Annotated in this window: 18 protein-coding genes; 5 read left to right on the forward strand and 13 right to left on the reverse strand. The window is 72.3% G+C overall.

Going from position 1 to position 24,079, the window contains the following annotated elements; all coding sequences use genetic code 11:
* Nucleotides 1-13 precede the first annotated feature (13 nt).
* The 5 genes from QPK52_RS07290 to QPK52_RS07310 form a co-directional block, all read right to left on the reverse strand.
* Nucleotides 14-1,597: an acyl-CoA carboxylase subunit beta gene (locus QPK52_RS07290; protein WP_410536274.1), complete on the reverse strand. Its 1,584-nt coding sequence runs from the start codon at nt 1,595-1,597 to the stop codon at nt 14-16.
* A gap of 210 nt (nt 1,598-1,807) precedes the next feature.
* A complete protein-coding gene (cimA, locus tag QPK52_RS07295; protein WP_410536276.1) occupies nt 1,808-3,451 on the reverse strand; it encodes a citramalate synthase in 1,644 nt (547 codons plus the stop codon).
* A gap of 384 nt (nt 3,452-3,835) precedes the next feature.
* A complete protein-coding gene (locus tag QPK52_RS07300) occupies nt 3,836-4,939 on the reverse strand; it encodes a branched-chain amino acid aminotransferase (protein ID WP_410536278.1) in 1,104 nt (367 codons plus the stop codon).
* A 233-nt stretch (nt 4,940-5,172) separates the two neighbouring features.
* Entirely contained in the window at nt 5,173-6,210 is a 1,038-nt protein-coding gene (locus tag QPK52_RS07305) for a 3-isopropylmalate dehydrogenase (RefSeq protein WP_410536280.1), read from the reverse strand.
* A gap of 216 nt (nt 6,211-6,426) precedes the next feature.
* On the reverse strand, nt 6,427-6,561 hold the full coding sequence (locus QPK52_RS07310) for a hypothetical protein (RefSeq protein ID WP_093663306.1): 135 nt from the start codon (nt 6,559-6,561) through the stop codon (nt 6,427-6,429).
* Between the two features lie 497 nt (nt 6,562-7,058).
* Between QPK52_RS07310 and QPK52_RS07315 the strand changes: the two genes are divergently transcribed.
* The gene (locus QPK52_RS07315; RefSeq protein WP_410536282.1) at nt 7,059-7,256 is read left to right on the forward strand and encodes a hypothetical protein; all 198 of its coding nucleotides are present in this window, start codon (nt 7,059-7,061) and stop codon (nt 7,254-7,256) included.
* An 80-nt stretch (nt 7,257-7,336) separates the two neighbouring features.
* On the opposite strand, the gene pruA is transcribed toward QPK52_RS07315, so the two are convergent.
* Together pruA and QPK52_RS07325 are read right to left on the reverse strand one after the other, a co-directional pair.
* Complete coding sequence (pruA, locus tag QPK52_RS07320) at nt 7,337-8,968, reverse strand: L-glutamate gamma-semialdehyde dehydrogenase (protein ID WP_410536284.1); 1,632 nt, start codon at nt 8,966-8,968, stop codon at nt 7,337-7,339.
* A 68-nt stretch (nt 8,969-9,036) separates the two neighbouring features.
* Nucleotides 9,037-9,963: a proline dehydrogenase family protein gene (locus QPK52_RS07325; protein ID WP_410536285.1), complete on the reverse strand. Its 927-nt coding sequence runs from the start codon at nt 9,961-9,963 to the stop codon at nt 9,037-9,039.
* Between the two features lie 191 nt (nt 9,964-10,154).
* Between QPK52_RS07325 and QPK52_RS07330 the strand changes: the two genes are divergently transcribed.
* Complete coding sequence (locus QPK52_RS07330) at nt 10,155-11,360, forward strand: PucR family transcriptional regulator (protein ID WP_410536287.1); 1,206 nt, start codon at nt 10,155-10,157, stop codon at nt 11,358-11,360.
* Between the two features lie 130 nt (nt 11,361-11,490).
* Here the strand turns inward: QPK52_RS07330 and serA are convergent, their stop codons facing one another.
* From serA to QPK52_RS07360, 6 genes are all read right to left on the reverse strand, one after another.
* Complete coding sequence (gene serA, locus QPK52_RS07335; protein WP_410536289.1) at nt 11,491-13,080, reverse strand: phosphoglycerate dehydrogenase; 1,590 nt, start codon at nt 13,078-13,080, stop codon at nt 11,491-11,493.
* Between the two features lie 247 nt (nt 13,081-13,327).
* Nucleotides 13,328-14,326 (reverse strand): ketol-acid reductoisomerase, encoded by a 999-nt coding sequence (gene ilvC / locus QPK52_RS07340; protein WP_410536291.1) that lies wholly within the window; start codon nt 14,324-14,326, stop codon nt 13,328-13,330.
* Nucleotides 14,327-14,457: 131 nt separating this feature from the next.
* Complete coding sequence (gene ilvN / locus QPK52_RS07345; protein ID WP_093663300.1) at nt 14,458-14,982, reverse strand: acetolactate synthase small subunit; 525 nt, start codon at nt 14,980-14,982, stop codon at nt 14,458-14,460.
* 29 nt (nt 14,983-15,011) lie between these two features.
* Nucleotides 15,012-16,865, reverse strand: a complete 1,854-nt coding sequence (locus QPK52_RS07350; protein ID WP_093663312.1) for an acetolactate synthase large subunit — start codon at nt 16,863-16,865, stop codon at nt 15,012-15,014.
* A 240-nt stretch (nt 16,866-17,105) separates the two neighbouring features.
* Nucleotides 17,106-20,105 carry a putative bifunctional diguanylate cyclase/phosphodiesterase gene (locus QPK52_RS07355; RefSeq protein WP_410536293.1) on the reverse strand — a complete coding sequence of 1,000 codons (3,000 nt, stop codon included), beginning with the start codon at nt 20,103-20,105 and terminating at the stop codon, nt 17,106-17,108.
* A 342-nt stretch (nt 20,106-20,447) separates the two neighbouring features.
* A complete protein-coding gene (locus tag QPK52_RS07360; RefSeq protein WP_410536295.1) occupies nt 20,448-21,389 on the reverse strand; it encodes a 2-hydroxyacid dehydrogenase in 942 nt (313 codons plus the stop codon).
* A 106-nt stretch (nt 21,390-21,495) separates the two neighbouring features.
* Between QPK52_RS07360 and QPK52_RS07365 the strand changes: the two genes are divergently transcribed.
* The 3 genes from QPK52_RS07365 (at nt 21,496) to QPK52_RS07375 (ending at nt 23,993) form a co-directional block, all read left to right on the forward strand.
* Nucleotides 21,496-22,494, forward strand: a complete 999-nt coding sequence (locus tag QPK52_RS07365; protein ID WP_410536296.1) for an aldo/keto reductase — start codon at nt 21,496-21,498, stop codon at nt 22,492-22,494.
* Nucleotides 22,495-22,614: 120 nt separating this feature from the next.
* Nucleotides 22,615-23,814 (forward strand): PQQ-dependent sugar dehydrogenase, encoded by a 1,200-nt coding sequence (locus QPK52_RS07370; RefSeq protein ID WP_410536297.1) that lies wholly within the window; start codon nt 22,615-22,617, stop codon nt 23,812-23,814.
* Nucleotides 23,814-23,993 carry a DUF6191 domain-containing protein gene (locus QPK52_RS07375; protein ID WP_093663295.1) on the forward strand — a complete coding sequence of 60 codons (180 nt, stop codon included), beginning with the start codon at nt 23,814-23,816 and terminating at the stop codon, nt 23,991-23,993. Before QPK52_RS07370 ends, QPK52_RS07375 begins: the two co-directional genes overlap by 1 nt.
* Nucleotides 23,994-24,079 lie beyond the last annotated feature (86 nt).

Below are 24,079 nucleotides of genomic sequence, written 5' to 3' on the forward strand. Positions count from 1 at the left end.
GTCCTCACAGGTGTCACTGGGGCGGGTTGCCGTGCTTGCGGGCGGGCAGGTCGGCGTGCTTGGTGCGGAGCATGGCCAGGGCGCCGATGAGGACGCCGCGGGTGTCGGCGGGGTCGATGACGTCGTCGACCAGGCCGCGCTCGGCCGCGTAGTAGGGGTGCATCAACTCGGCCTTGTACTCCTTGACCAGCTCCGCCCGGGTGGCCTCGGGATCGTCGGCGGCGGCGATCTGCCGCCGGAAGATCACACCCGCCGCGCCCTCGGCGCCCATCACCGCGATCTCGTTGGTCGGCCAGGCATAGGTCAGGTCCGCACCGATGGACTGGGAGTCCATCACGATGTACGCACCCCCGTAGGCCTTGCGCAGCACCAGCGAGATCCGCGGCACGGTGGCGTTGCAGTACGCGTACAGCAGCTTCGCGCCGTGCCGGATGATCCCGCCGTGCTCCTGGTCCACCCCCGGCAGGAAGCCCGGCACGTCCAGCAGGGTGACGATGGGGATGTTGAACGCGTCGCACATCTGCACGAAGCGGGCGGCCTTCTCCGAGGCGTGGATGTCCAGCACTCCGGCCAGCTGCTGGGGCTGGTTGGCCACCACGCCCACCACCTGGCCGTCCAGCCGGGCCAGCGCACAGATGATGTTGGTGGCCCAGCGCTCGTGGACCTCCAGCATCTCGCCGTCGTCGACGATCTCCTCGATCACCGCCCGCATGTCGTAGGGGCGGTTGCCGTCGGCCGGCACCAGGTCGTACAGCACCTCGCTGCGCCGGTCGGCCGGGTCGGCGCACTCGGTGCGCGGCGGGTTCTCCCGGTTGTTGGACGGCAGCAGGGACAGCAGGTAGCGGACCTCCTCCAGGCAGGTGGCCTCGTCGTCGTAGGCGAAGTGCGCCACCCCGGAGGTCGCGGCGTGCACATCCGCCCCGCCCAGCCCGTTCTGGCTCACCTGCGCGCCGGTGACCGCCTGGACCACGTCGGGGCCGGTGATGAACATCTGCGAGGTCTCGCGGACCATGAACACGAAGTCGGTCAGCGCCGGGGAGTACGCCGCCCCGCCCGCGCACGGCCCCAGCATCACCGAGATCTGCGGGATGACGCCGGACGCCTTGGTGTTGCGGCGGAAGATGCCGCCGTAGCCGGCCAGCGCCACCACGCCCTCCTGGATGCGGGCGCCGGCCCCGTCGTTGAGGGAGACCAGCGGCGCACCGGCCGCGATGGCCATGTCCATGATCTTGTGGATCTTGCTCGCGTGGGCCTCGCCCAGCGCCCCGCCGAAGATCCGGAAGTCGTGGGCGTAGACGAAGACGGTACGGCCCTCGACCGTGCCCCAGCCGGTGACCACCCCGTCGGTGTACGGCCTGCGGTCCTCCAGGCCGAAACCGGTGGCGCGGTGCCGGCGCAGCGGCTCCACCTCCTGGAACGACCCCTCGTCCAGCAGCAGTTCGATCCGCTCGCGCGCGGTCAGCTTGCCCTTGGCATGCTGGGCCTCGGTGGCCCGCTCGCTCGGACCTCGCCGGAGCTGCTCACGGATGGCGTGCAACTCCGCCACACGGCCACGGGCGTCGCTCGCCGCGGGCGGCGTCTGGGACAGATCGGTCATGTTCAGACCCTACGAAACGACCGTGCTGTTCGCTGTCGTCGGATTCGTACAGTCTCAGCCCTCGATTCATGGCCACGCTGGACAGAACCGTGCCCCTGACGCCGTTACACCAGGGAGGATCCCCAGTTTCCCCCGGTGTGGACTGTGGGGTTCCCACAGTCCACACCGGGGAAGGTGTTCAGACCTGGGTGGGCGTGTCGTGACGGCCGGTCAGCCCTGGGGCTCGACGCCGGCGCGCAGCAGACCGTAGGTGTAGGCGTCGACGAGGGCCTGCCAGGAGGCGGCGATGACGTTGTCGGCCACTCCGACGGTGGACCACTCGCCGCCGCCGTCGCCGGTGGACACCAGCACCCGTGTGGTGGACTCCGTGCCGTGGGTGCCCGCCAGGATGCGGACCTTGTAGTCCACCAGCTCCATCTGGGCGAGTTCGGGGTAGATCCGCTCCAGAGCCAGCCGCAACGCCCGGTCCAGGGCGTTGACGGGGCCGTTCCCCTCTGCGGTGGAGACGATGCGCTCGCCCTTGGCCCACAGCTTCACGGTCGCCTCGTTGGCGTGGGACCCGTCGGGGCGGTTCTCCACGATGGCGCGCCAGGACTCGGTGGTGAAGAAGCTCCGGGGACGCCCCTCCGCCCCGTCCCGCAGCAGCTCCTCCCTCAGCAGCAGCTCGAAGGACGCGTCGGCGGCCTCGTAGCTGTAACCGCGCAGTTCGCGCTCCTTGACGCGCTCCACGATCCGGCCGACCAGCTCGCGGTCGCCGCCGAGGTCGATCCCCAGCTCCTGGCCCTTGAGCTCGATGGAGGCGCGGCCGGCCATGTCGGAGACCAGCATCCGCAGGCGGTTGCCGACCAGCTCGGGGTCGATGTGCTGGTAGAGGTCGGGGTCCACCTTGATGGCGGAGGCGTGCAGTCCGGCCTTGTGTGCGAACGCCGAGACACCCACGTACGGCTGGTGGGTGGAGGGCGTGAGGTTGACGACCTCGGCGATGGCGTGGGAGATCCGCGTCATCTCGCGCAGCGCGCCCTCGGGCAGGACCTTCATGCCGTACTTGAGCTGCAGGGCGGCGACCACCGAGAAGAGGTTGGCGTTGCCCACGCGCTCGCCGTAGCCGTTGGCGGTGCACTGCACATGGGTGGCGCCGGCGTCCACGGCGGCCAGGGTGTTGGCGACGGCGCAGCCGCTGTCGTCCTGGGCGTGGATGCCCAGGCGCGCGCCGGTGTCGGCGCGCACCGTCCGCACCACGGCCTGGACCTGGGCGGGGAGCATGCCGCCGTTGGTGTCGCACAGCACGACCACGTCGGCTCCGGCCTCGTACGCGGTGCGCACGACCTGCTTGGCGTACTCGGGATCGGCCAGGTAGCCGTCGAAGAAGTGCTCGCAGTCGACGAAGACCCGCCGGCCCTGCTCCCGCAGGTGCTCCACCGTGTCGCGGACCATCGCCAGGTTCTCCTCCAGCGTGGTGCGCAGCGCCAGTTCGACGTGGCGGTCGTGTGCCTTGGCCACGATGGTGACCACCGGCGCCTGCGAGTCGACCAGCGCCCGCACCTGCGGATCGTCGGCCGCCGCGACGCCCGCCCTGCGGGTGGCGCCGAACGCGACGAGCCGTGCGTGGCGGAAGTCGATCTCCTCACGGGCGCGCCGGAAGAACTCGGTGTCCCGGGGGTTGGCACCGGGCCAGCCGCCCTCGATGAAGCCGACACCGAAGTCGTCCAGGTGACGGGCGATGGTCAGCTTGTCGGCGACGGAGAGGTTGATGCCCTCCCGCTGTGCCCCGTCGCGGAGCGTGGTGTCGAAGACGTGGAACGCGTCGCCGGGGGACGCGTCCCCCGGCTGCCGGGAGGCCGCGGCGTCGGTCATGCTGGTCTGGCTCCTGTCGATGGATGTAGGTCCGGAATGCTTGGCCCTACTTGTCCCCATCATCCCTCACGCCCTCGTTCCGGCCGGGTGGTGCCGGAAAACGAAAAGACCCCTCGCGGGTGCGAGAGGTCTGCGCGCGGGTCTGGGACACGGTGTCCGCCACCGCACCGGGTCTGTGCGTAGGCGGTCACTGCGGACCGGCGCGCCTGCTGCCGATAATCATGGCGAGGTGAGGCACGGGCACAGTCTGGCACGAATCCGCTCCGCGGATCGGGCGGTCTCACGATGTGGTCGGTCACGGTCGGCGGCGGGGTGGGCGGAGAGAGCGGGCGGGGCGGGAGGGCCGGGACGCTCGCGGCCCTCCCGCCCCGCCGGGCCGGACTCTCAGGCCAGCTTGTGCATCCAGCCGTGCGTGTCCTGCGCGCGGCCGGTCTGGACCGCCAGCAGCGCCTCGCGCAGCTCCATCGTGATCTCGCCCGGCTCGCCGTCGCCCACCGTCCAGTTGCCGGAGGCGGACTTCACCGCGCCGACCGGGGTGATGACGGCGGCGGTACCGCAGGCGAAGACCTCGGTGATCGAACCGTCGGCGTTGCCCTCGCGCCACTCCTCGGCGGAGATGAGCCGCTCCTCGGTGCGGTAGCCCAGGTCCCCCGCGATGGCCAGCAGCGAGTCGCGGGTGATGCCCGGCAGCAGGGTGCCGGTCAGCTTGGGCGTGACGATGGTGGCGTCCTTGCCCGAGCCGAACACGAAGTACATGTTCATGCCGCCCATCTCCTCGATCCAGCGGCGCTCGCCGGCGTCCAGGTACACCACCTGCTCGCAGCCGTGCGCGGCGGCCTCGGCCTGCGGGAGGAGGGAGGCCGCGTAGTTGCCGCCGGTCTTGGCCTCGCCCGTGCCGCCGGGGGCGGCGCGCACGTACTCCTGCGACAGCCAGACCGAGACGGGCTTGACGCCGCGCGGGAAGTAGGCGCCCGCGGGCGAGGCGATCACCACGAACAGGTACTCGTTCGCGGGCTTGACGCCGAGCCCGACCTCCGCGGCGAACATGAAGGGACGCAGGTACAGCGACTGCTCGCCCTTGCCGGGCACCCACGCCCTGTCCTGCTGCACCAGCAGGTCGCACGCCTCGACGAAGGTCTCCACCGGCAGTTCGGGCATCGCCAGCCGGCGCGCGGAGCGCTGGAAGCGCCGGGCGTTGGCGTCCGGGCGGAAGACGGCGACCGAGCCGTCGGGCTGGCGGTACGCCTTCAGCCCCTCGAAGATCGTCTGGGCGTAGTGCAGCGTCATGTTCGCCGGGTCCATCTGGAACGGGGCGTACGGCTGGAGCTGCGCGTCGTGCCAGCCCCGGCCCTCGGTCCACCGGATGGTGACCATGTGGTCGGTGAAGTGCCGGCCGAAGCCGGGGTCGGCGAGCACCGCCTCGCGCTCCGCGGCGGGCAGCAGCTGCGCGGAGGGCTTGAGGTCGAATTCGATACGGGGCGTCGTCATGGTGAGCGCGTCCTTCACTGGGTGTCGTGGTGGACCGCGCTCCCGTCGCCCCGGTCGGTACTAGGACGTCCGAGCTTCCCTGCGTACAGCGGCCCCATGTCCGATTATCGGGGGCGGCAGACCGCATGGGGTCACGGGTGGGCGGTCCTGGTGGTAGATGTTCGCACCCAACCGCCGAGTAGCCCAGCGGCCGGGCGCCTGCGGCCCGGCCGGACGGAGCGTACGGCCGGGGGTCAGCCGGCTACTCGCGCCGCGAGGGCGTCGCCGATCTCGTCGGTGGTGCGGGCGGCGGAGCGCTCCGCGAGGTCGGCCGAGACCGCGTCCTCGATGCGGGCCGCCTCGGGGTCGAGGCCCAGGTGCCGCAGCATCAGCGCGACGGACAGGATCGTCGCGGTGGGATCGGCCTTGCCGGTGCCGGCGATGTCGGGCGCGGAGCCGTGGACCGGCTCGAACATCGACGGGAAGGCGCCGGTGGGGTTGATGTTCCCGGAGGCGGCCAGTCCGATGCCGCCGGTGACGGCGGCGGCGAGGTCGGTGAGGATGTCGCCGAAGAGGTTGTCGGTGACGATCACGTCGAAGCGCTCGGGCTGGGTGACGAAGAAGATCGTCGCGGCGTCCACGTGCAGGTAGTCGGTGGTGACCTCGGGATACTCCTCGCCGACCCGGTCGAAGATGTTCTTCCACAGGTGGCCGGCGTGCACGAGGACGTTGTTCTTGTGGACCAGCGTGAGCTTCCTGCGCGGCCGGGCCTTCGCCCGCTCGTAGGCGTCCCGCACCACGCGCTCCACGCCGTACGCGGTGTTCACGCTGACCTCGGTGGCCACCTCGGCCGGGGTGCCGGTGCGCAGGGAGCCGCCGTTGCCGGTGTACGGACCCTCGGTGCCCTCCCGGACGACGACGAAGTCGATGTCCGGGCGGCCCTCCAGCGGGGTCGCCGTGTTCGGGAAGAGCTTCGAGGGACGCAGGTTGACGTAGTGGTCGAAGGCGAAACGCAGCTTGAGCAGCAGCCCGCGCTCCAGCACCCCGGAGGGAACGGAGGGGTCGCCGATCGCGCCGAGCAGGATGGCGTCGTGCCCCTTGAGCCGCTCCAGCTCCGCGTCCGGGAGGGTCTCTCCGGTGGCGTGCCAGCGCTTCGCGCCGAGGTCGTACTCCCGTGTCTGCAGCTTCGCGTCCTGCGGGAGGACGGCGGACAGGACCTTCAGGCCCTGGGCCACGACTTCCCGGCCGATGCCGTCACCGGGGATCACTGCGAGGTCGATGCTGCGAGACATGGGAGGGACCATACCGCTCGTCCCAGGAGATGACACACGCTGTCCGCGATGCGGACCGGGCGCTCCGGCGCCGTACGAACGCCGCCCGAGCACCGCCCGAGCGCCGCCGTACCGCCGTGCGAGCCGCAGCCGGGACCCTTCGGTTCCGGGCGCGGCTCGTACGGCGTTACGGCCCGGGGCGTCCGGCCCGCGTCCGGACGGGCGGCGGAGCCGGCCTCAGTGGCCGGTGGCGCCGCCGTTGTCCCGGCGGTCCAGCGCCCGCTGGAGGGCGGCGGCCGCGTTGCGGCGGTCGGCGTTGTCGTGGTGGTCGCGGGCGGTGTGGCGGGGGCGGCGGCGTGCGGTCGCGTCCATGGCGAACTCCCTGGGGGACGGAAGAACCGGAGGGTGGAAAGAGGAGGGTTTCCCGAGCGCGCCGTAAGGGCGGGGGCGGCCGGTGCGGCAGGGGTCACCTGCGACGGGCACGGCGCCTCATCCGCCATTCGCTGATGGAGCGAGACGTTCGGCTCCTACCAAAGTAAGGGCTGAAAGCTGTAATGTCCCGCCGGTTAGTTGGCCTTCCTACTATCTGAGACGGGGCCTTCTCCGACCTGCGGTTTCGTCACTGTGACGCCGCACACTTCACCCGTTCGAGCGAGGGTTGGGGTCTTGTGGGCGCGCACGGGCGGACGGGCTCCGGCGTCCCCGGCCTGTTCGTCCCCCCGAGGACGACGCCGAGCACGTCACCGAGGACGGGCTGGGGCTGAAGGCGTCCTGTGTGGAGATGGTCGTCGAGGTGGTCTCCCGGGCACCGCGCGATCGAGCGCGACCGCATCCACAAGCGCCGCGCGTACGCCCGCGCAGGGGTGCCGGTGCACGTCCTGATCGACGACCACGACGACCACGACGGCCACGGCACCGTCACCGTGCTGACCTCCCCCTCCCCCGGCGAGGCCGTCTACGCCGCCGAGACCCGCGTCCCGTACGGGACCGAGGTGGCGATCCTCGACGGCGCGGCGAAGGGCTTCGTGATCGGGGAGGCGATCACCGGCCCGTGCCGCAACGCCTGACACCGCCTGGCCCGCACGCGGCGGCGCCCCCGCCCGGACGGATCCGGGCGGGGGCGCCGCTCATGGGCCGCTGAGGGAGGTCAGCCCATGTGGGGGTAGCGGTAGTCGGTCGGCGGGATCAGGTTCTCCTTGATGGAGCGGGTGGACGTCCAGCGCGTCAGGTTCTGCTTGGAGCCCGCCTTGTCGTTGGTGCCCGAGGCCCGGCCTCCGCCGAAGGGCTGCTGGCCGACGACGGCGCCGGTGGGCTTGTCGTTGATGTAGAAGTTGCCGGCGGCGAAGCGCAGCTTCTCGCAGGCGTGCGCGGCGGCGGCGCGGTCCTGGGCGATGACGCAGCCGGTCAGGCCGTAGGGGGCGACCGACTCCATCTGCTCCAGCACCGCCTCGTACTCCGCGTCCTCGTAGACGTGGACGGCCAGGATCGGGCCGAAGTACTCCTGCCGGAAGACCTCGCCGGCCGGGTCGGTGCAGGTGATGACGGTCGGGCGGACGAAGTAGCCGACGCTGTCGTCGCAGCTTCCGCCGGCGACGATCTCGCAGGCCGGGTCGGACTCCGCACGCTCGATGGCGGCCTTGTTCTTGGCGAAGGCGCGCTCGTCGATGACGGCGCCCATGAAGTTCGACAGGTCGGTGACGTCGCCCATGGTCAGGCCCTCGACCTCGGCCGTGAACTCCTCCTTGAAACCGCCCTCCCAGATGGAGCGCGGCACGTAGGCGCGCGAGGCGGCCGAGCACTTCTGGCCCTGGTACTCGAAGGCGCCGCGGGTCAGCGCGGTCCTGAGCACCGCCGGATCGGCCGAGGGGTGGGCGACGACGAAGTCCTTGCCGCCGGTCTCGCCGACCAGGCGCGGGTAGGTCTTGTAGTTCTCGATGTTGTTGCCGACCGTCTTCCACAGGTACTGGAAGGTCTTCGTCGAGCCGGTGAAGTGGATGCCGGCCAGGTCGGGGTGGGCCAGCGCCACCTCCGAGACCTCCTTGCCGTCACCGGTCAGCAGGTTGATGACGCCGTCCGGCAGCCCCGCCTCCTCCAGCAGGCGCATCAGCAGCACGGCGGCGTGCGTCTGGGTCGGGGAGGGCTTCCAGATCACCGTGTTGCCCATCAGGGCCGGTGCGGTGGGGAGGTTGCCCGCGATGGCGGTGAAGTTGAAGGGCGTGATCGCGTAGACGAAGCCCTCCAGCGGCCGGTGGTCCATCCGGTTCCACACGCCCGGGGAGTTGGCGACCGGCTGCTCGGCCAGGATCTGGCGTGCGTAGTGGACGTTGAAGCGCCAGAAGTCGATCAGCTCGCAGGGGGTGTCGATCTCCGCCTGCTGCGCCGTCTTGGACTGGCCGAGCATGGTGGAGGCGGCCATCGTCTCGCGCCAGGGACCGGCCAGCAGTTCGGCGGCCCGCAGGAAGACCGCGGCACGGTCGTCGAAGGAGAGCGAGCGCCACATCGGGGCGGCGGCCAGCGCCGCGTCGATGGCCTCCTGCGCGTCCTGCCGGGTGGCGTGGGCCGCGGTGCCCAGCACCGCCTTGTGGTTGTGGGGCTGTACGACGTCGAAGCGCTCACCGCCGCCGAGCCGCCGCTTCCCGCCGATCGTCATCGTCAGGTCGATCGGGTTCTCGGCCAGCTCCTTGAGCCTGGCCTCGAGACGGGCGCGCTCCGGGGTGCCGGGTGCGTAGGTGTGCACCGGCTCGTTCACCGGCGTGGGGACCTGGGTCACAGCGTCCATGAGCCGTGCCTCCTTCGAGGGTTCGGGTCTGTCGTCGTGCGTCGGGGCCTTGCGCGGTAGCGCCCCGCTCAGCCTCTGGTGGCCAGCGAGCGCAGGAAGAACGCCAGGTTCGCGGGGCGCTCGGCCAGGCGCCGCATGAAGTACCCGTACCAGTCGGTGCCGTACGGGACGTACACGCGCATCCGGTGGCCGGCGCCTGCCAGCCGCTCCTGCTCGGCGGTGCGGATGCCGTACAGCATCTGGAACTCGTACTCGTCCGGCTTGCGGCCGGCGCGGCGGGCCAGTTCCTGGGCGATGGCCACCATCCGCGGGTCGTGGGAGCCGATCATCGGGTAGCCCTCGCCCGCCATCAGGATCCGCAGGCAGCGGACGTACGCCCGGTCCACCTCGCGCTTGTCCTGGAGGGCGACGGACGCGGGCTCCTTGTAGGCGCCCTTGACCAGCCGGACCCGGGATCCCTCGCCGGCCAGGGCGCGGCAGTCGTCCTCGGTGCGGTACAGGTACGACTGGAGCACCGCGCCCGTGGCGGGGAAGCGCTCGCGCAGCTTCGCCAGGATGGCCAGCGTGGAGTCGACCGTGGTGTGGTCCTCCATGTCCAGGGTGACGGTCGTGCCCGCCTCGGCGGCGGCCTCCGCGACCCGCAGGACGCCCTCGTAGGCGATGTCGTCGCCGTCCGGCAGGGACTGCCCGAAAGCGGAGAGCTTCACCGACATCTCGGCCCGAACCCCGAGGCCGGCCTCCCGCAGCGCCTCGGCCAGGGCCAGGTAGGCGTCGCGGGCGCGCAGGGCCTCGGTGCGGTCGGTGACGTCCTCGCCCAGGTGGTCGAGGGTGACCTCCAGGCCCCGGCCGGTCAGGGAGCGGACGGTCTCCATGGCCTGGTCGAGGCGCTCTCCGGCGATGAAGCGGTCCACCACGGGACGGGTGACCGGTGCGGCCGACACGACGCGGCGGATGTTGTCGCTGCGCGCGGCCGCGAGGAGCACGGGACCCAGCACGGGGCACCTCCACGGGCGGTTCTCTGACGGTGTTCGAGCGGCTGGTGAGCCACCGTCGAAACTAAGGATCGCTCCGCTTTCCCGCCATCGACAGCTGTCACGCTTCCATGGCCCGGATCTCATACACCTGTATGACAATGGCGGTGTCCGCGGGTGTGCCGCGGGCGGTGTGCGAAAGGCGGCGCGAAACGGTGCGCGAGGACTACCAGGTGCTGATCGACGAGGTGACCGCTCTCCTCGGTACCCCCGCGACACTGGAGAACCGCGACTTCGGGCTGATCGCCTTCGGTGCCCACGAGGGGGAGGGCGACGAAGAGGACGGCGCCCTTCTGATGGACCCGGTGCGCACCCGCTCGATCCTCCAGCGCCGCTCCACCGCCCGGGTGCGGGCGTGGTTCGAGAGCTTCGGCATCACCCGGGCGGTGGAGCCCGTACGGATTCCGCCGGACCCGTCGGCCGGGGTGCTGCGGGGCCGGATCTGCGTGCCGGTGCGGCACGGCGGTGTGGTGCTGGGTTACATCTGGCTGCTGGACGACGGTGCGCTGGAGCTGTCCGATCCCCGGCTGGCGGACGTGCAGGCCGTCGCGCGCCGCATCGGTGCGCTGCTGGCCGACGAGTCCCGGGCGGGCGCGCGCCGGGGCGAGCTGCTGTGCGCGCTGCTCACCGCGGCACCGGGGCACCGGGCGGCCGCGGAACTCGCGGAGGCGGAACTGGCCGGGGAGCTGGGGCCGGTGGCGGCGGGTCCGCTGGCGGTGGTGGCCGTGGTGCCGTGGGAGGGCGAGGCGGAAGCGGAGACGGAGGGCCGGTCGGCGGCGGCGCCCGGGATCCCCGGCGCGGTCGCGATGTGCGCGGTGCCGGGGGCGGAGGGCCTGGCCGTGCTGGTGCGGCTGCGCACCCCCGGCGGCATGGATCCGGCCCGCACCGCCGCCGAACGGCTGCTGCGCTCGCCGCGCGCCGGGGCGGCGGCGGGGATCGGCGAGCCCTGCACGGGCCTGGGAGGAGTGCCCGGCGCCTGGCGGCAGGCGCTGGCCGCGGCACGGGCGGCACGGGCGGAGAGCAGGTTCGGGCCGGTGGCGCGGTGGGACCGGATCGGGCCGTACCGGCTGCTGGCCATGCTCGCCCGCCCGTCCGGCTCGCCGTCGGCGGCCGGTGCGCCGGACCCGTCGGTGCGGGCGCTGCTGGAGCCCGGCCACCGGGAGATGGCCCGTACCGCCGAGGCGTTCCTGGACTGCGCGGGCCAGGCGGGCCGCACCGCGGCGCTGCTGGGCGTCCACCGGCAGACGCTGTACTACCGGCTGTCGCGGGTGGAGCAGCTCACCGGCCTCGACCTGGACGACGGCGAGGACCGGCTGCTGCTGCACATGGCACTGAAGACGGCGCGGCTGCTCCGGGGCTGACGGGCCGCCCCCGCGGGGCGCCGGCTGCTGTGCGGCGGACCGCCACGGCCCCGGCGCGGACGTCCGCGCCGGGGCCGTGGCGGTCTGCGGATCCCACCCCCGGAAGTTCACCCGGGAGAGGGACCTGAGATCAGTCCTCCAGGTTGACGTTGCGGGCCGAGGTGGCGCCGATCTCCTGGGCGATCTCACCCATCACCGGAAGCGGGATGGGGCCGTCCACGGTGAGGGCGACCAGTGCCTCACCGCCCTCCTCGGCGCGGGAGACCTGCATGCCGGCGATGTTGACGCCGGCCTCGCCCAGGATGCGGCCGACGGTGCCGACCACACCGGGACGGTCGGCGTACCGCAGGAAGGCCATGTGCTCGGCCAGCGCCAGGTCGACGTCGTACTCGCCGACGGCGACGATCTTCTGGACGTGCTTGGGACCGGAGAGGGTGCCCGAGACCGAGACCTCCTGGCCGTCGGCCAGGGTGCCGCGCACGGTCACCACGTTGCGGTGCTCCGGGGACTCCGAGCTGGTGGTCAGCCGGACCTCCACCCCGCGCTCCTGCGCGAACAGCGGCGCGTTGACGTAGCTGACCGTCTCGTCGACGACGTCCTCGAAGACGCCCTTGAGCGCGGAGAGTTCGAGCACCTTGACGTCGTGCTGGGTGATCTCGCCGTAGACCTCGACATCGAGCCGGACGGCGACCTCGCCCGCCAGCGCGGTGAAGATCCGCCCCAGCCGCTCGGCCAGCGGCAGCCCGGGCCGGACGTCCTCGGCGATCACGCCGCCCTGGACGTTGACCGCGTCCGGGACCAGCTCGCCGGCCAGCGCCAGCCGCACCGAGCGGGCGACCGCGATGCCCGCCTTCTCCTGGGCCTCGCCGGTGGAGGCGCCCAGGTGCGGGGTGCACACGACGTTGTCGAAGGCGAACAGCGGGGAGTCGGTGCACGGCTCGGTGGCGTACACGTCCAGGCCCGCGCCCGCGACCCGGCCCTCCTTCAGGGCCGACAGCAGCGCCGCCTCGTCCACGATGCCGCCGCGCGCGGCGTTGACGATCCGCACGCTCGGCTTGACCTTGTGGAGCGCCTCGTCGCCGATCAGACCCAGCGTCTCGGGGGTCTTGGGCAGGTGGACGGTGATGAAGTCGGCGGTCTCCAGCAGCTCGTCCAGGGAGAGCAGCTTGACGCCCATCTGCGCGGCCCGGGCGGGCTGCACATAGGGGTCGTAGGCGACGACCTTCATGCCGAAGGCGGACATCCGCTGGGCGACCAGGACGCCGATGCGGCCGAGGCCGACGACGCCGAGGGTCTTCTCCGACAGCTCCACGCCGGTGTACTTGCTGCGCTTCCACTCGCCGTTCTTCAGGGCGGTGTTGGCCTGCGGGATGTTGCGGGCGGTGGCGATGAGCAGGCCGCAGGCCAGCTCGGCCGCGGTGACGATGTTGGAGGTCGGCGCGTTGACGACCATCACGCCGGCCTTGGTGGCGGCGGAGACGTCGACGTTGTCCAGGCCGACTCCCGCGCGGGCGACGACCTTCAGCCGCCGGGCCGCGGCGATGGCCTCGGCGTCGACCTTGGTGGCGCTGCGCACCAGGATCGCGTCGACGCCGGCGATGGCGGTCAGGAGCTCGGCTCGGTCGGCTCCGTTGCAGTGCCGGATCTCGAAGTCCGGGCCGAGGGCGTCGACCGTGGCCGGGGAGAGTTCTTCGGCGATGAGTACTACGGGTTTGCTCACTTCGGTCTTCAGTCCTCACTGGTCCGTGCCGGCGGCCGCGTCCCGACGGCCGAGGGCGGTGGAGGTGGGCAGCCGCGTGGAGACGCACGACGCTGTGAGCCTGTGACGCGCTTGTGTGTGCAGTGTATCGGCGGAGGGGCGGCCCGGTGGCCGATCACCGGGGCCGCCCCGTCCCGTCGCGGGCCGCGGCGTCCACCTGCGGGCGGGGCGGGCGGCGCCGGGCCGTCAGGCCGGCCCGGCGGTCCGCTCAGTTCTCGTCGTCGACCCAGCTCATGAGCTTGCGCAGCTCACGGCCGGTGGTCTCCAGCAGGTGGTCGCCGTCGGCCTTCTTGTACTCGTTGTACTTGGGCAGGCCGGCGTTGTACTCGGCCATCCAGTTCCTGGCGAAGGTGCCGTCCTGGATCTCGGCCAGGACCTTCTTCATCTCGGCCTTGGTGTTCTCGTTGATGATCCGCGGGCCGGTGACGTAGTCGCCCCACTCGGCGGTCTCGGAGACCGACCAGCGCATCTTCTCCAGGCCGCCCTCGTACATCAGGTCCACGATCAGCTTCAGCTCGTGGAGGCACTCGAAGTACGCGATCTCGGGCTGGTAGCCGGCCTCGACCAGGGTCTCGAAGCCCGCCTTGACCAGGGCCGAGGCGCCGCCGCACAGCACGGCCTGCTCACCGAACAGGTCGGTCTCGGTCTCCTCGGTGAAGGTGGTCTTGATGACGCCTGCGCGGGTGCCGCCGATGCCCTTGGCGTAGGACAGGGCCAGCTGGAAGGCGCCGCCGGTGGCGTCCTGCTCGACGGCCGCGATGCAGGGGACGCCGCGGCCCTCCTCGAACTGGCGGCGGACCAGGTGGCCCGGGCCCTTGGGCGCGACCATGCAGACGTCCACGCCGGCCGGGGGCTCGATGAAGCCGAAGCGGATGTTGAAGCCGTGGCCGAAGAAGAGGGCGTCGCCGTCCTTGAGGTTCGGGGCGATGGACTCCTCGTAGACCTTGGCCTGGATCGGGTCCGGCACCAGGACCATGATCACGTCGGCCTCGGCGGCGGCCTCCGCCGGGGTGACCACGCGCAGCCCCTGCTCCTCGGCCTTGGCCCGGGACTTGGAGCCCTCCGGGAGACCGACTCGGACGTCGACGCCCGAGTCGCGCAGGGACAGGGCGTGGGCGTGGCCCTGGCTGCCGTAACCGAGGACCGCGACCTTGCGGCCCTGGATGATGGACAGGTCGGCGTCGTCGTCGTAGAACAGCTCGGCCACTTGGGATATCTCCTTGTTGTTCTTGCCGCACCGGCGGTCTCGCCGTACGGGTCGGGGGTGCGGGGCCCGTCCCCGGAACCGCCGCCGGAGCCACCGTATGCCGGTGCGGGCGGGGACGGGCTGGGGTCTCGCTATGCGGTCCGGTCGAGCGCGCGCAGCGAACGGTCGGTGATCGACCTCGCTCCGCGGCCGATCGCGATAGTGCCGGACTGGACCAGTTCCTTGATGCCGAACTGCTCCAGCATCTTGAGCATGGCCTCCAGCTTGTCGCTGCTGCCGGTCGCCTCGATGGTGACGGCCTCCGGGGAGACGTCGACGGTCTTGGCGCGGAAGAGCTGGACGATCTCGACGATCTGCGAGCGCGTCTCGTTGTCGGCGCGGACCTTCACCAGGACGAGTTCGCGCTGGACGGCGGAACCCGGCTCCAGTTCGACGATCTTCAGTACGCTGACGAGCTTGTTGAGCTGCTTGGTCACCTGCTCCAGCGGCAGGTCCTCGACGTTCACCACGATGGTGATGCGGGAGATGTCGGGGTGCTCGGTGACGCCGACGGCGAGCGAGTCGATGTTGAAACCGCGACGGGAGAACAGGGCGGCGATCCGGGCGAGGATGCCGGGGGTGTTCTCCACCAGGACGGAGAGCGTGTGCTTGGACATCGGGCTGGGTGCTCCGTTCCTCTGGGTACTCAGTCGTCGCTGTCGCCGAAGTCGGGGCGGACGCCGCGCGCCGCCATGACCTCGTCGTTGGAGGTGCCGGCCGCGACCATCGGCCAGACCATGGCGTCCTCGTGGACGATGAAGTCCACGACCACGGGGCGGTCGTTGATGGAGTTGGCCTTCTCGATCACCGCGTCGAGCTGCGCGGGGTCCTCGCAGCGGATGCCGACGCAGCCCATGGCCTCCGCCAGCTTCACGAAGTCCGGGACGCGGGTGCCCCTGTTCTCGGGGCTGACGGCGTCCGGGCCGCTGTGCAGCACGGTGTTGGAGTAGCGCTGGTTGTAGAAGAGGGTCTGCCACTGGCGGACCATTCCCAGGGCGCCGTTGTTGATGATCGCGACCTTGATCGGGATGCCGTTGAGCGCGGCGGTCACCAGCTCCTGGTTGGTCATCTGGAAGCAGCCGTCGCCGTCGATCGCCCAGACGGTGCGGTCCGGGACGCCGGCCTTCGCGCCCAGCGCCGCCGGGACGGCGTAGCCCATGGTGCCCAGGCCGCCGGAGTTGAGCCAGGTGGCGGGCTTCTCGTACTTGATGAAGTGGGCGGCCCACATCTGGTGCTGGCCCACGCCGGCGGCGAAGACCGTGCCCTCGGGGGCCAGTGCGCCGATGCGCTCGATGACCTGCTGCGGGGCCAGGGAGCCGTCCTCGGGGTGGTCGTAGCCCAGCGGGTATGTCTCGCGCCAGCGGTTCAGCTGCTGCCACCACTCGGTGTGGTCGCCGGTGTTGCCCGCCTCCTGCTCGGCGCGCACGGCCACGATCAGGTCGGCGATGACCTCGCGGGCGTCACCGACGATCGGGACGTCGGCGGCGCGGTTCTTGCCGATCTCGGCCGGGTCGATGTCGGCGTGCACGATCTTCGCGTACGGCGCGAAGGAGTCCAGCCTGCCCGTGACGCGGTCGTCGAAGCGGGCGCCGAGCGCGACGATCAGATCGGCCTTCTGCAGGGCGGTGACGGCCGCGACGGTGCCGTGCATGCCGGGCATGCCCAGGTGCTGCGGATGGCTGTCGGGGAAGGCGCCCAGCGCCATCAGGGTGGTGGTCACGGGGGCGCCGGTCAGCTCGGCCAGCACCTTCAGCTCCGTGGTGGCCCCGGCCTTCAGGACGCCGCCGCCCACGTACAGCACCGGGCGTGCGGCCTCGGTGATCAGCCGGGCGGCCTCGCGGATCTGCTTGGCGTGCGGCTTGGTCACCGGGCGGTAGCCGGGCAGGTCCGTGGCGGGGGGCCAGGAGAAGGTCGTCCGCGCCTGGAGGGCGTCCTTGGCGATGTCCACCAGGACCGGGCCGGGCCGGCCGGTGGAGGCGATGTGGAACGCCTCGGCGATCACCCGCGGGATGTCCGCCGGGTCGGTGACCAGGTAGTTGTGCTTGGTGACCGGCATGGTGATGCCGCAGATGTCGGCTTCCTGGAAGGCGTCGGTGCCGATCGCCTTGGAGGCCACCTGGCCGGTGATCGCGACCAGCGGGACGGAGTCCATGTGCGCGTCGGCGATCGGGGTGACCAGATTGGTGGCGCCGGGGCCGGAGGTGGCCATGCAGACGCCGACCTTGCCGGTGGCCTGGGCGTAGCCGGTGGCGGCGTGGCCCGCGCCCTGCTCGTGGCGGACCAGGACGTGGCGCACCCGGGAGGAGTCCATCATCGGGTCGTACGCGGGCAGGATGGCGCCCCCCGGAATGCCGAATACCGTGTCGGCGCCGACTTCCTCGAGAGAACGGATGAGGGACTGGGCTCCCGTGACGTGCTCGACGGTGGCGGGCTGCGGCTGCGCTCCGCCGGTACGGGCCCGCGGCTGCGGGCGGGGGGCCCCGGTGGCCTGCTCGGTCATCACTTGTCTCTTCTCGGAGAGTTGAGGGTTTGACGCTCGTTGTAGGTGGCTGTGGGTGGGTCGCGCTCGAGTGCCGCTGGCACCGGTGCAACAAAAAACCCCTCGTGCCGTCAGGCAAGCGAGGGGAGCGCGTCGATGTCGTCCACGGGGCGGGCGTGCCCTGTGTCAGTCGACGCGCTTTCCAAGTACGAGAATTCGGGTGCGCATGGCACTGACCTTCCTCCCGCGGTGCCTGAGGTGTCAAGTGGGTGGGACGGACGTCTCACTATTTGAGCGCAATGGGGGATGCGCCGCCGGGCCGTGCGCGGCCGGTCCGCTCCTGCGCGCGGGCAGCGAACCGGCGACCACCACCGAGCGGCCGACTCCCGAGAGATGCTGCTCCTCACCGGAGACGGGGTAGCTCCCGCGGGCCAGTGCGCGCCTGAGCCGGTGCTCGTCCAGGGGCTTGGAGAAGGCGGCCCCCTGGGCGTGGGTGCAGCCCAGGGCGCGCAGCGCCGCGGCCTGCTCGGGCAGGTCCACGCCGTCGGCGACGGAGAGCATCCCGAGGTCGTCGGCGATCCGCAGCAGCCCTGTGGTGATTTTCCGCACCCTGGGGGAGTCCAGCACGCCGTCGACCAGGGCGCGGTCCAGCCTGAGCGCGTCGGCGGGAAGCCTGCGGAGCGCGGCGAGGCCGGAGTGGGCACCGCCGAAGCCGTCCAGGGTGATGCCGACCCCGATCCGCCGCAGCGCGGTGACCCACAGCTCCAGTTCGTCCAGGGAGACGCGGGGGTCGGTGTCGGCCAGTTCGATGACGAGGGCGTCGGGCGGCAGTCCGTGCCGGGACAGCAGCGCCTCGACGGTGGCCGGGGTCGTGGAGCGGTCGGTGAGGCGGCGCGCGTCCAGCCGTACGGACACCGGTACGCGGTAGCCCGCGTGGTGCCGTTCGGCGGCCTGCTCGACGGCCCTGCGCAGCAGCCAGCGGCCCGCGTCCGCGCCGCCGTCACCGCGGGGGTCGGCGGCGGGGACGTGCGGGGGCTGCGGGCCGTACTGCCCCGGCGGCGCGGTCTGGGCCTGGGGGGCGGGCTGGGGCCCGCCCGGCGGGAACAGCACGCCCCGGGCGGAGCGCCTGCGGGCCTGGGCCGCGACCGAGGCGATCTTTCCGCTGGAGAGTTCGACCACGGGCTGGTGGAGCAGCGCGAACTCGCTCTCGGCCAGCACTCCGCGCAGCCGGTCGGTGGTCAGCTCCGCCCGGCGGACGGCCTCGGCCTGCGGCTGCGAGGCGTACAGCTCGACCCGGTTCTTGCCCGCCTGCTTGGCGCGGTACATCGCCAGGTCGGCGTGGCGCATCAGCACGGCCGGGGTCACTCCGGGCTCGGCGAAGGCCACTCCGATGGAGGCGGCGACCCGCGCCTCGCCGCCCTCGACCCGGTAGGGCCGGGAGAGGGTGGTGCGCAGCCGCTCGGCGATCTCCAGGACGCGGTACTCGCGCTCGGCCCGGTCGCACTTCCCGTCGCCGACGATGAGCGCGGCGAACTCGTCGCCGCCGAGCCGGGCCGCGGTGTCCCCCGCGCGTACGGCCTCCCGCAGCCGGCGGGCCGCCTGGACCAGCAGTTCGTCCCCCGCCTGGTGTCCGATGGTGTCGTTGACGGCCTTGAAGCCGTCGAGGTCGATGTAGAGCACCGCCGTGTGGCCCGCCCCGGCGTCGCCCCGGCGCCGGCCGCCGAGCGCCTGGCGGACGCGCTCGGTGAACAGCGAGCGGTTGGGCAGGTCGGTCAGCGGGTCGTGGGAGGCGTTGTGCTGGAGCTGCGCCTGGAGCCGCACCCGTTCGGTCACGTCGCGGCTGTTGAAGATCAGGCCGCCCTGGTAGCGGTTGACCGTGGACTCCACGTTGAGCCAGCGGCCCGAGGCGTGCCGGATGCGGCACTCGATGCGGGTGGAGGGCTCCTCCCGGGGCGGGGTGGCCAGGAAGCGGCGCAACTCGTGCAGGACCCGGCCGAGGTCCTCGGGGTGGATGAGGGAGGCCAGTTCGGAGCCGACCAGCTTGTCCGGCTCCCGGCCGTAGACGCCGGCGGCGGCCGGGGAGACGTAGCGCAGCATCCCGGCCGGCGAGGCGATCATGATGACGTCGCTGGACCCCTGCACCAGTGACCTGAAGTGGTTCTCCTTCTGGGCCAGTTCCTGGGTGAGGCGGATGTTCTCCATCAGCATGATGCCCTGCCGGAGCACCAGGGCCAGGACGACGGTGCAGCCGGTGAGCAGCACCACCGGGTCGATGGCCCCGCCGCCGCGGACGTTGTAGAGGATCCCCAGGGTGCAGACGGCGGCCGCCAGGTACGGCGCGAGGGCGGCCAGCGATCCGGCCATCGCTCCGTTCGCCGGCGCGGGCGGACGGCCGGCCTGGCGCAGGGGCGCGTGCCGGCCGCCGCTCCCCTCCCGGGCGCCGACCCAGGGGGCGTACGCGAGCAGCAGCGAGCCGGCGAACCAGCCCGCGTCGAGGATCTGGCCGGAGGAGTAGTTCTCCCGCAGCAGGGGCGAGGTGAACAGGGCGTCGCAGAGCACGGTGAGGGCGAGGGCCCCGATGACGGTGTTGACCGCGGACCGGTGGGCGGACGAGCGGCGGAAGTGGAGTGCGAGGACCATGCTGATCAGCACGATGTCCATCAGGGGGTAGGCCAGCGAGAGGGCCACCAGGGAGAGGGACTCGCCCTGCCAGTACGAGGGGTGGTCCAGCGCCAGGCTCCAGGAGAGGGTGAGCAGCGAGCCGCCGACCAGCCAGGTGTCCAGGACCAGGCGCGTCCAGCCCGCCCGGGTGACCGGCCGTTTGGCGAGGACCAGCAGTCCGACGATGGCCGGGGGCGCGAACAGCAGGAAGCAGAAGTCCGCCGCCGAGGGGCTGGGCACGGGCACGCCCAGCACGACCTCGTACCAGCCCCAGATCCCGTTGCCGAGCCCGGCCATGGCCGAGGAGATCCCGAACAGCGTCCAGGCGGGCCGGAACGGCGTGTCCGGGTGGGTGCGGGCGTAGTGCACACACGACCCCGCGGCCGTGAAGGCCGCGGCGCTCAGCCCGAAGTCGCCCATGAACAGCGCCACCGCCGGCGATCCCCAGCCCAGCGCCGCGCCCACCGCGTACACCCCGCACACGGCGGCCAGCACCAGTCGCGGGAACGCCCGCCGCTCCCCGGCGCCCGCTCCGCCGTGCGGGCGGGCCGTACGGGGAAGCCGCGGGAAGCGCGGCTGCTCCGCCCCCCGGGCGCTCATCGCGCCGCCTCCGGGTGCGGCAGGCCCTCTCCCGGCCCGGGCCCCGCGGGCCGGGGCCGTGTCCAACACCGTTCGTGCGTCCGGTGGTTCGTCCGGTGGCCGTGCATGTCGCCCGTCCCCCCTCGCTGGTCTGGTACACCCCCGGATCGGACGATACACCAGGTCGGTCACTCAGGGACATAGGTCTTCTACACAGCGTGACGAATGGATGAATTGCCGATACAATCCGCAGCCACCCGTATCCGGAGCGTGCGGGCGACGGTGTGGGCGGTCATCCGCGCCTACACCACCCGCCTCACGCCCCCGCCCTCTTCCCGTCCCCTCCGCCGCCCGGACGGGTCGTCACCCGGCCGCCGCGACGACGTTCTCCGGTTCCTCCCCGGCCGCGAAACGCCGCAACTGGGCACGGAGGAGCCGCTTGGCACGCGGCATGAACGCGGACGTCGGCCCCCCCACGTGCGGCGTGATCAGGGTGCCGGGCGCCTTCCACAACGGGTGGTCGCCGGGCAGCGGCTCGGGGTCGGTGACGTCGAGCGCCGCCCTCAGCCGCCCGGACTCCAGCTCCGCCAGCAGCGCGCCGGTGTCCACGACGGCGCCGCGTCCGACGTTCACCAGCAGCGCTCCGTCCTTCATACGGGCCAGGAAGTCCGCGTCCACCAGACGGCGGGTGGCGTCGGTGAGCGGGGTGGCCAGGAAGACCACGTCGGCCCCGGGCAGCAGCCGGGGCAGGTCGGCGAGGGTGTGCACCGGACCGCGCGGAGTGGTGCGGGCGGTACGGGCCACCCGGTGGACCGCCTCCGGTTCGAAGGGCTCCAGCCGGTCCTCGATGGCGGCCCCGATGGAGCCGTAGCCGACGATCAGCGCCGTCCGGTCGGCGAGGGAGGGCCTGAATGCCTGACTCCACCGGCCGGCGTCCTGGGCGCGGACGAAGGAGGGGATGCCGCGCAGCGAGGCGAGGGCGAGGGCGAGGGCGAGTTCGGCGGTGCTCGCGTCGTGGACGCCGCGGGCGTTGCACAGCAGCGTGCCCCGGGGCAGTTGCGGTACGGCGGACTCCACGTGGTCGATGCCGGCGGTGAGCGTCTGCACCACCCGCACGTTCGGCATGTGCGCCAGCGGGCGTACGGCGACGGCCGGACCCTTCAGATAGGGAACGGCGTAGAAGACGCAGTCCGCGGGGTCCGCCGGGAACTCCTCCTCCCCGTCCCAGTGGACGTAGCGGAACGACTCGGGCAGTCCGTCCATCTCGGCGGGCGGAATGGGCAGCCAGACATCTGCGGAAGCCATGGCCAGAGGCTATCCGGAGGCTGTGCGGAGGCGCCGGGAGGCACCCGTTAGGTTGGGAGCGCCCTACGGGGGCGACCCCGCGGGGGCGAGGAGGGAGCACGTCCAGGTGGAGCGCAGGACAATCGGTGCGGGGGCACTGGAGGTGGGTGCCATCGGGCTCGGCTGCATGCCGATGAGCTGGGCCTACACCGCGTCCGAGCGGGACGGCGAGTCCTCGCTGCGCACGGTGCACGCGGCCCTGGACAGCGGGGTGACGCTGCTGGACACCGCCGACATGTACGGGCCGTTCACCAACGAGCTGCTGCTGGGCCGGGTGCTGCGGCGGCGCCGCGCGGACGTGTTCGTCTCCACCAAGTGCGGCCTCCTCGTCGGCGAGCAGCACATCGTCGCCAACGGGCGCCCCGGCTATGTGAAGCGCGCCTGCGACGCCTCGCTGCGCCGGCTGCAGACCGATGTGATCGACCTCTACCAGCTCCACCGCGCCGATCCCGAGGTGCCGGTGGAGGAGACCTGGGGCGCGATGGCCGAACTGGTCGCGGCCGGCAAGGTGCGCTCGCTGGGGCTGTGCGCGGTGGGCGCGCGGGATCGGCGCCGCGGCTCCGACGCGCCCGCGTACGCCGGAACGATCCGGCAGCTGGAGCGGATCCAGCAGGTCTTCCCGGTCGGTTGTGTGGAGGCCGAACTGTCGGTGTGGTCCCCCGAGGCCCTGGTCTCGCTGCTGCCGTGGTGCGAGGCGCGCGGGATCGGCCTCCTGGCGGCGATGCCGCTGGGCAGCGGCTTCCTGACCGGCACCCTCACCCCGGGCGGCGGCTTCGAGCGCGACGACGTACGCGCCCGGCATCCAAGGTTCACAGCCGAGATGATGGCCGCCAACCAGCCGATCGTCGCCGGGCTGCGGCGCGTCGCCGCCCGGCACGGCGACGCCACCCCGGCGCAGGTGGCCCTGGCCTGGCTGCTGGCCCAGGGGCGGCACGTGGTACCGGTGCCGGGCGCCAAGAAGGAGCGCTGGGCGGTGGAGAACGCGGCGGCGGCGCGTCTGGAGCTGACCGCGCGGGACCTGGCGGAGATAGCGGCGCTGCCCCCCGCGCAGGGGTCGTGGGACTGAGACGGGCACACCCGGCGCCTTTCCGTCGTACGGTCGGGTGTACGGGCCGGCGGCGCACACCGCGCACGACCGGACCGCGCACCGCCGGCCGAGAGCTGTCCGTAGTCGAAAGGCGCACCGATGCTGCGAAGCCGTCCCCTGCCCGTACGTCCGCACCCGCGACCGCCGCTGCGCAAGGCCGCCGCCGCCCTCGCCGGGCTCGCCCTGCTCGCGGCGGGCTGCTCGGACGGCGGATCCGGTGACGGCGCCCCGGAGCGCACCGGCGCCACCTCCTCCCCCTCCCCCGGCGGGTCCCGCTCCCCCGGCCCCTCCGCAGCGCCCGCCGAGGGTTCGGCCGAGGTCACCGGCACCGTGGCGGAGAACCTGGACTCCCCCTGGGGGCTCGCTCCGCTGCCCGACGGCGGCCTGCTGGTCTCCTCCCGGGACGAGGGCACGATCTCGCTGATCGACCCGGAGGACGGGAAGGCCACCGAGCTGGGCTCGGTGCCCGGGGTCGAGCCGGGCGGCGAGGGCGGCCTGCTGGGCATCGCCGTGTCACCCGACTTCGCCGAGGACCGCTACGTCTACGCGTACTTCACCAGCGCCTCCGACAACCGGGTCGTGCGCATGCTCTACGACGCCGGCAAGGAGGAGGGCAACCGCCTCGGCGCGCCCAGCACGGTCCTGCGCGGCATCCCCAAGGGGATGGTCCACAACGGCGGCCGGATCGCCTTCGGCCCGGACCGGATGCTCTACGTGGGCACCGGCGACTCCGGCGACCGGAGCCTCGCCCAGGACAGGGAGTCCCTCGGCGGCAAGATCCTGCGCATGACGCCGGAGGGTGAACCTCCCGGCCGCGGCAACCCCGAGGCGGACTCGGTCGTCTACTCCTGGGGCCACCGCAACGTCCAGGGGCTGGCCTGGGACGCGGAAGGGCGGCTGTGGGCGGCGGAGTTCGGCCAGAACACCTGGGACGAGCTCAACCTGATCCGGCCCGGCGGCAACTACGGCTGGCCCGAGGTGGAGGGCGAGGCCGGCGAGGAGGGCTTCATCGACCCCGTGGCGCAGTGGAGGCCCGCCGAGGCCTCCCCCAGCGGCATCGCCGTCGCCGAGGGGTCGGTGTGGATGGCGTCGCTGCGGGGGGAGCGGCTGTGGCGCGTTCCCCTGGACGGCGCGAAAAGGGTGGCGGAGCCACAGGCGTTCCTGGAAGGTGAGTACGGGCGGTTGCGGACGGTCGTCTCCGACGGCGGCGACGGGCTGTGGCTGGTGACCAGTGAGACCGACTCGCGCGGTACGCCCGCCGAGGACGACGACCGCATCCTGAAGCTGGAGGTCAGTTGATGTTCAACCTGATCGAGGAGCTGTTCAGCCCCGGGCGCCGCCACGCCGACGACGAGCGCAGGCGACTGGAGAACACCCGGGTGGAGGAGGGCAGCCACGATCCGGGGCGCGGCCCGATCGACCTCTCCTCCGGGCACGTCCTGATCAGGACCCGCGGTTCCGCACCGAAGTCGGCCTGACCCGGACACCGGCCCCGGACACGGCGGACGGCCCGGCCCCCGCGCTCCCGGACGGGGAGTGCGGGGGCCGGGCCGCGGCGGCCGGG

Source organism: Streptomyces sp. KL2 (assembly GCF_046529545.1).
Lineage (GTDB): Bacteria > Actinomycetota > Actinomycetes > Streptomycetales > Streptomycetaceae > Streptomyces > Streptomyces radiopugnans.

Excerpts from the sequence above, each read along its gene's own strand:
- QPK52_RS07290 (WP_410536274.1), bottom strand. The coding sequence starts at position 1,597 with ATGACCGATCTGTCCCAGACGCCGCCCGCGGCGAGCGACGCCCGTGGC.
- cimA (WP_410536276.1), bottom strand. The coding sequence starts at position 3,451 with ATGACCGACGCCGCGGCCTCCCGGCAGCCGGGGGACGCGTCCCCCGGC.
- QPK52_RS07300 (WP_410536278.1), bottom strand. The coding sequence starts at position 4,939 with ATGACGACGCCCCGTATCGAATTCGACCTCAAGCCCTCCGCGCAGCTG.
- QPK52_RS07305 (WP_410536280.1), bottom strand. The coding sequence starts at position 6,210 with ATGTCTCGCAGCATCGACCTCGCAGTGATCCCCGGTGACGGCATCGGC.
- QPK52_RS07310 (WP_093663306.1), bottom strand. The coding sequence starts at position 6,561 with ATGGACGCGACCGCACGCCGCCGCCCCCGCCACACCGCCCGCGACCAC.
- pruA (WP_410536284.1), bottom strand. The coding sequence starts at position 8,968 with ATGGACGCTGTGACCCAGGTCCCCACGCCGGTGAACGAGCCGGTGCAC.
- ilvN (WP_093663300.1), bottom strand. The coding sequence starts at position 14,982 with ATGTCCAAGCACACGCTCTCCGTCCTGGTGGAGAACACCCCCGGCATC.
- QPK52_RS07350 (WP_093663312.1), bottom strand. The coding sequence starts at position 16,865 with ATGACCGAGCAGGCCACCGGGGCCCCCCGCCCGCAGCCGCGGGCCCGT.
- QPK52_RS07355 (WP_410536293.1), bottom strand. The coding sequence starts at position 20,105 with ATGAGCGCCCGGGGGGCGGAGCAGCCGCGCTTCCCGCGGCTTCCCCGT.
- QPK52_RS07360 (WP_410536295.1), bottom strand. The coding sequence starts at position 21,389 with ATGGCTTCCGCAGATGTCTGGCTGCCCATTCCGCCCGCCGAGATGGAC.
- QPK52_RS07370 (WP_410536297.1), top strand. The coding sequence starts at position 22,615 with ATGCTGCGAAGCCGTCCCCTGCCCGTACGTCCGCACCCGCGACCGCCG.
- QPK52_RS07375 (WP_093663295.1), top strand. The coding sequence starts at position 23,814 with ATGTTCAACCTGATCGAGGAGCTGTTCAGCCCCGGGCGCCGCCACGCC.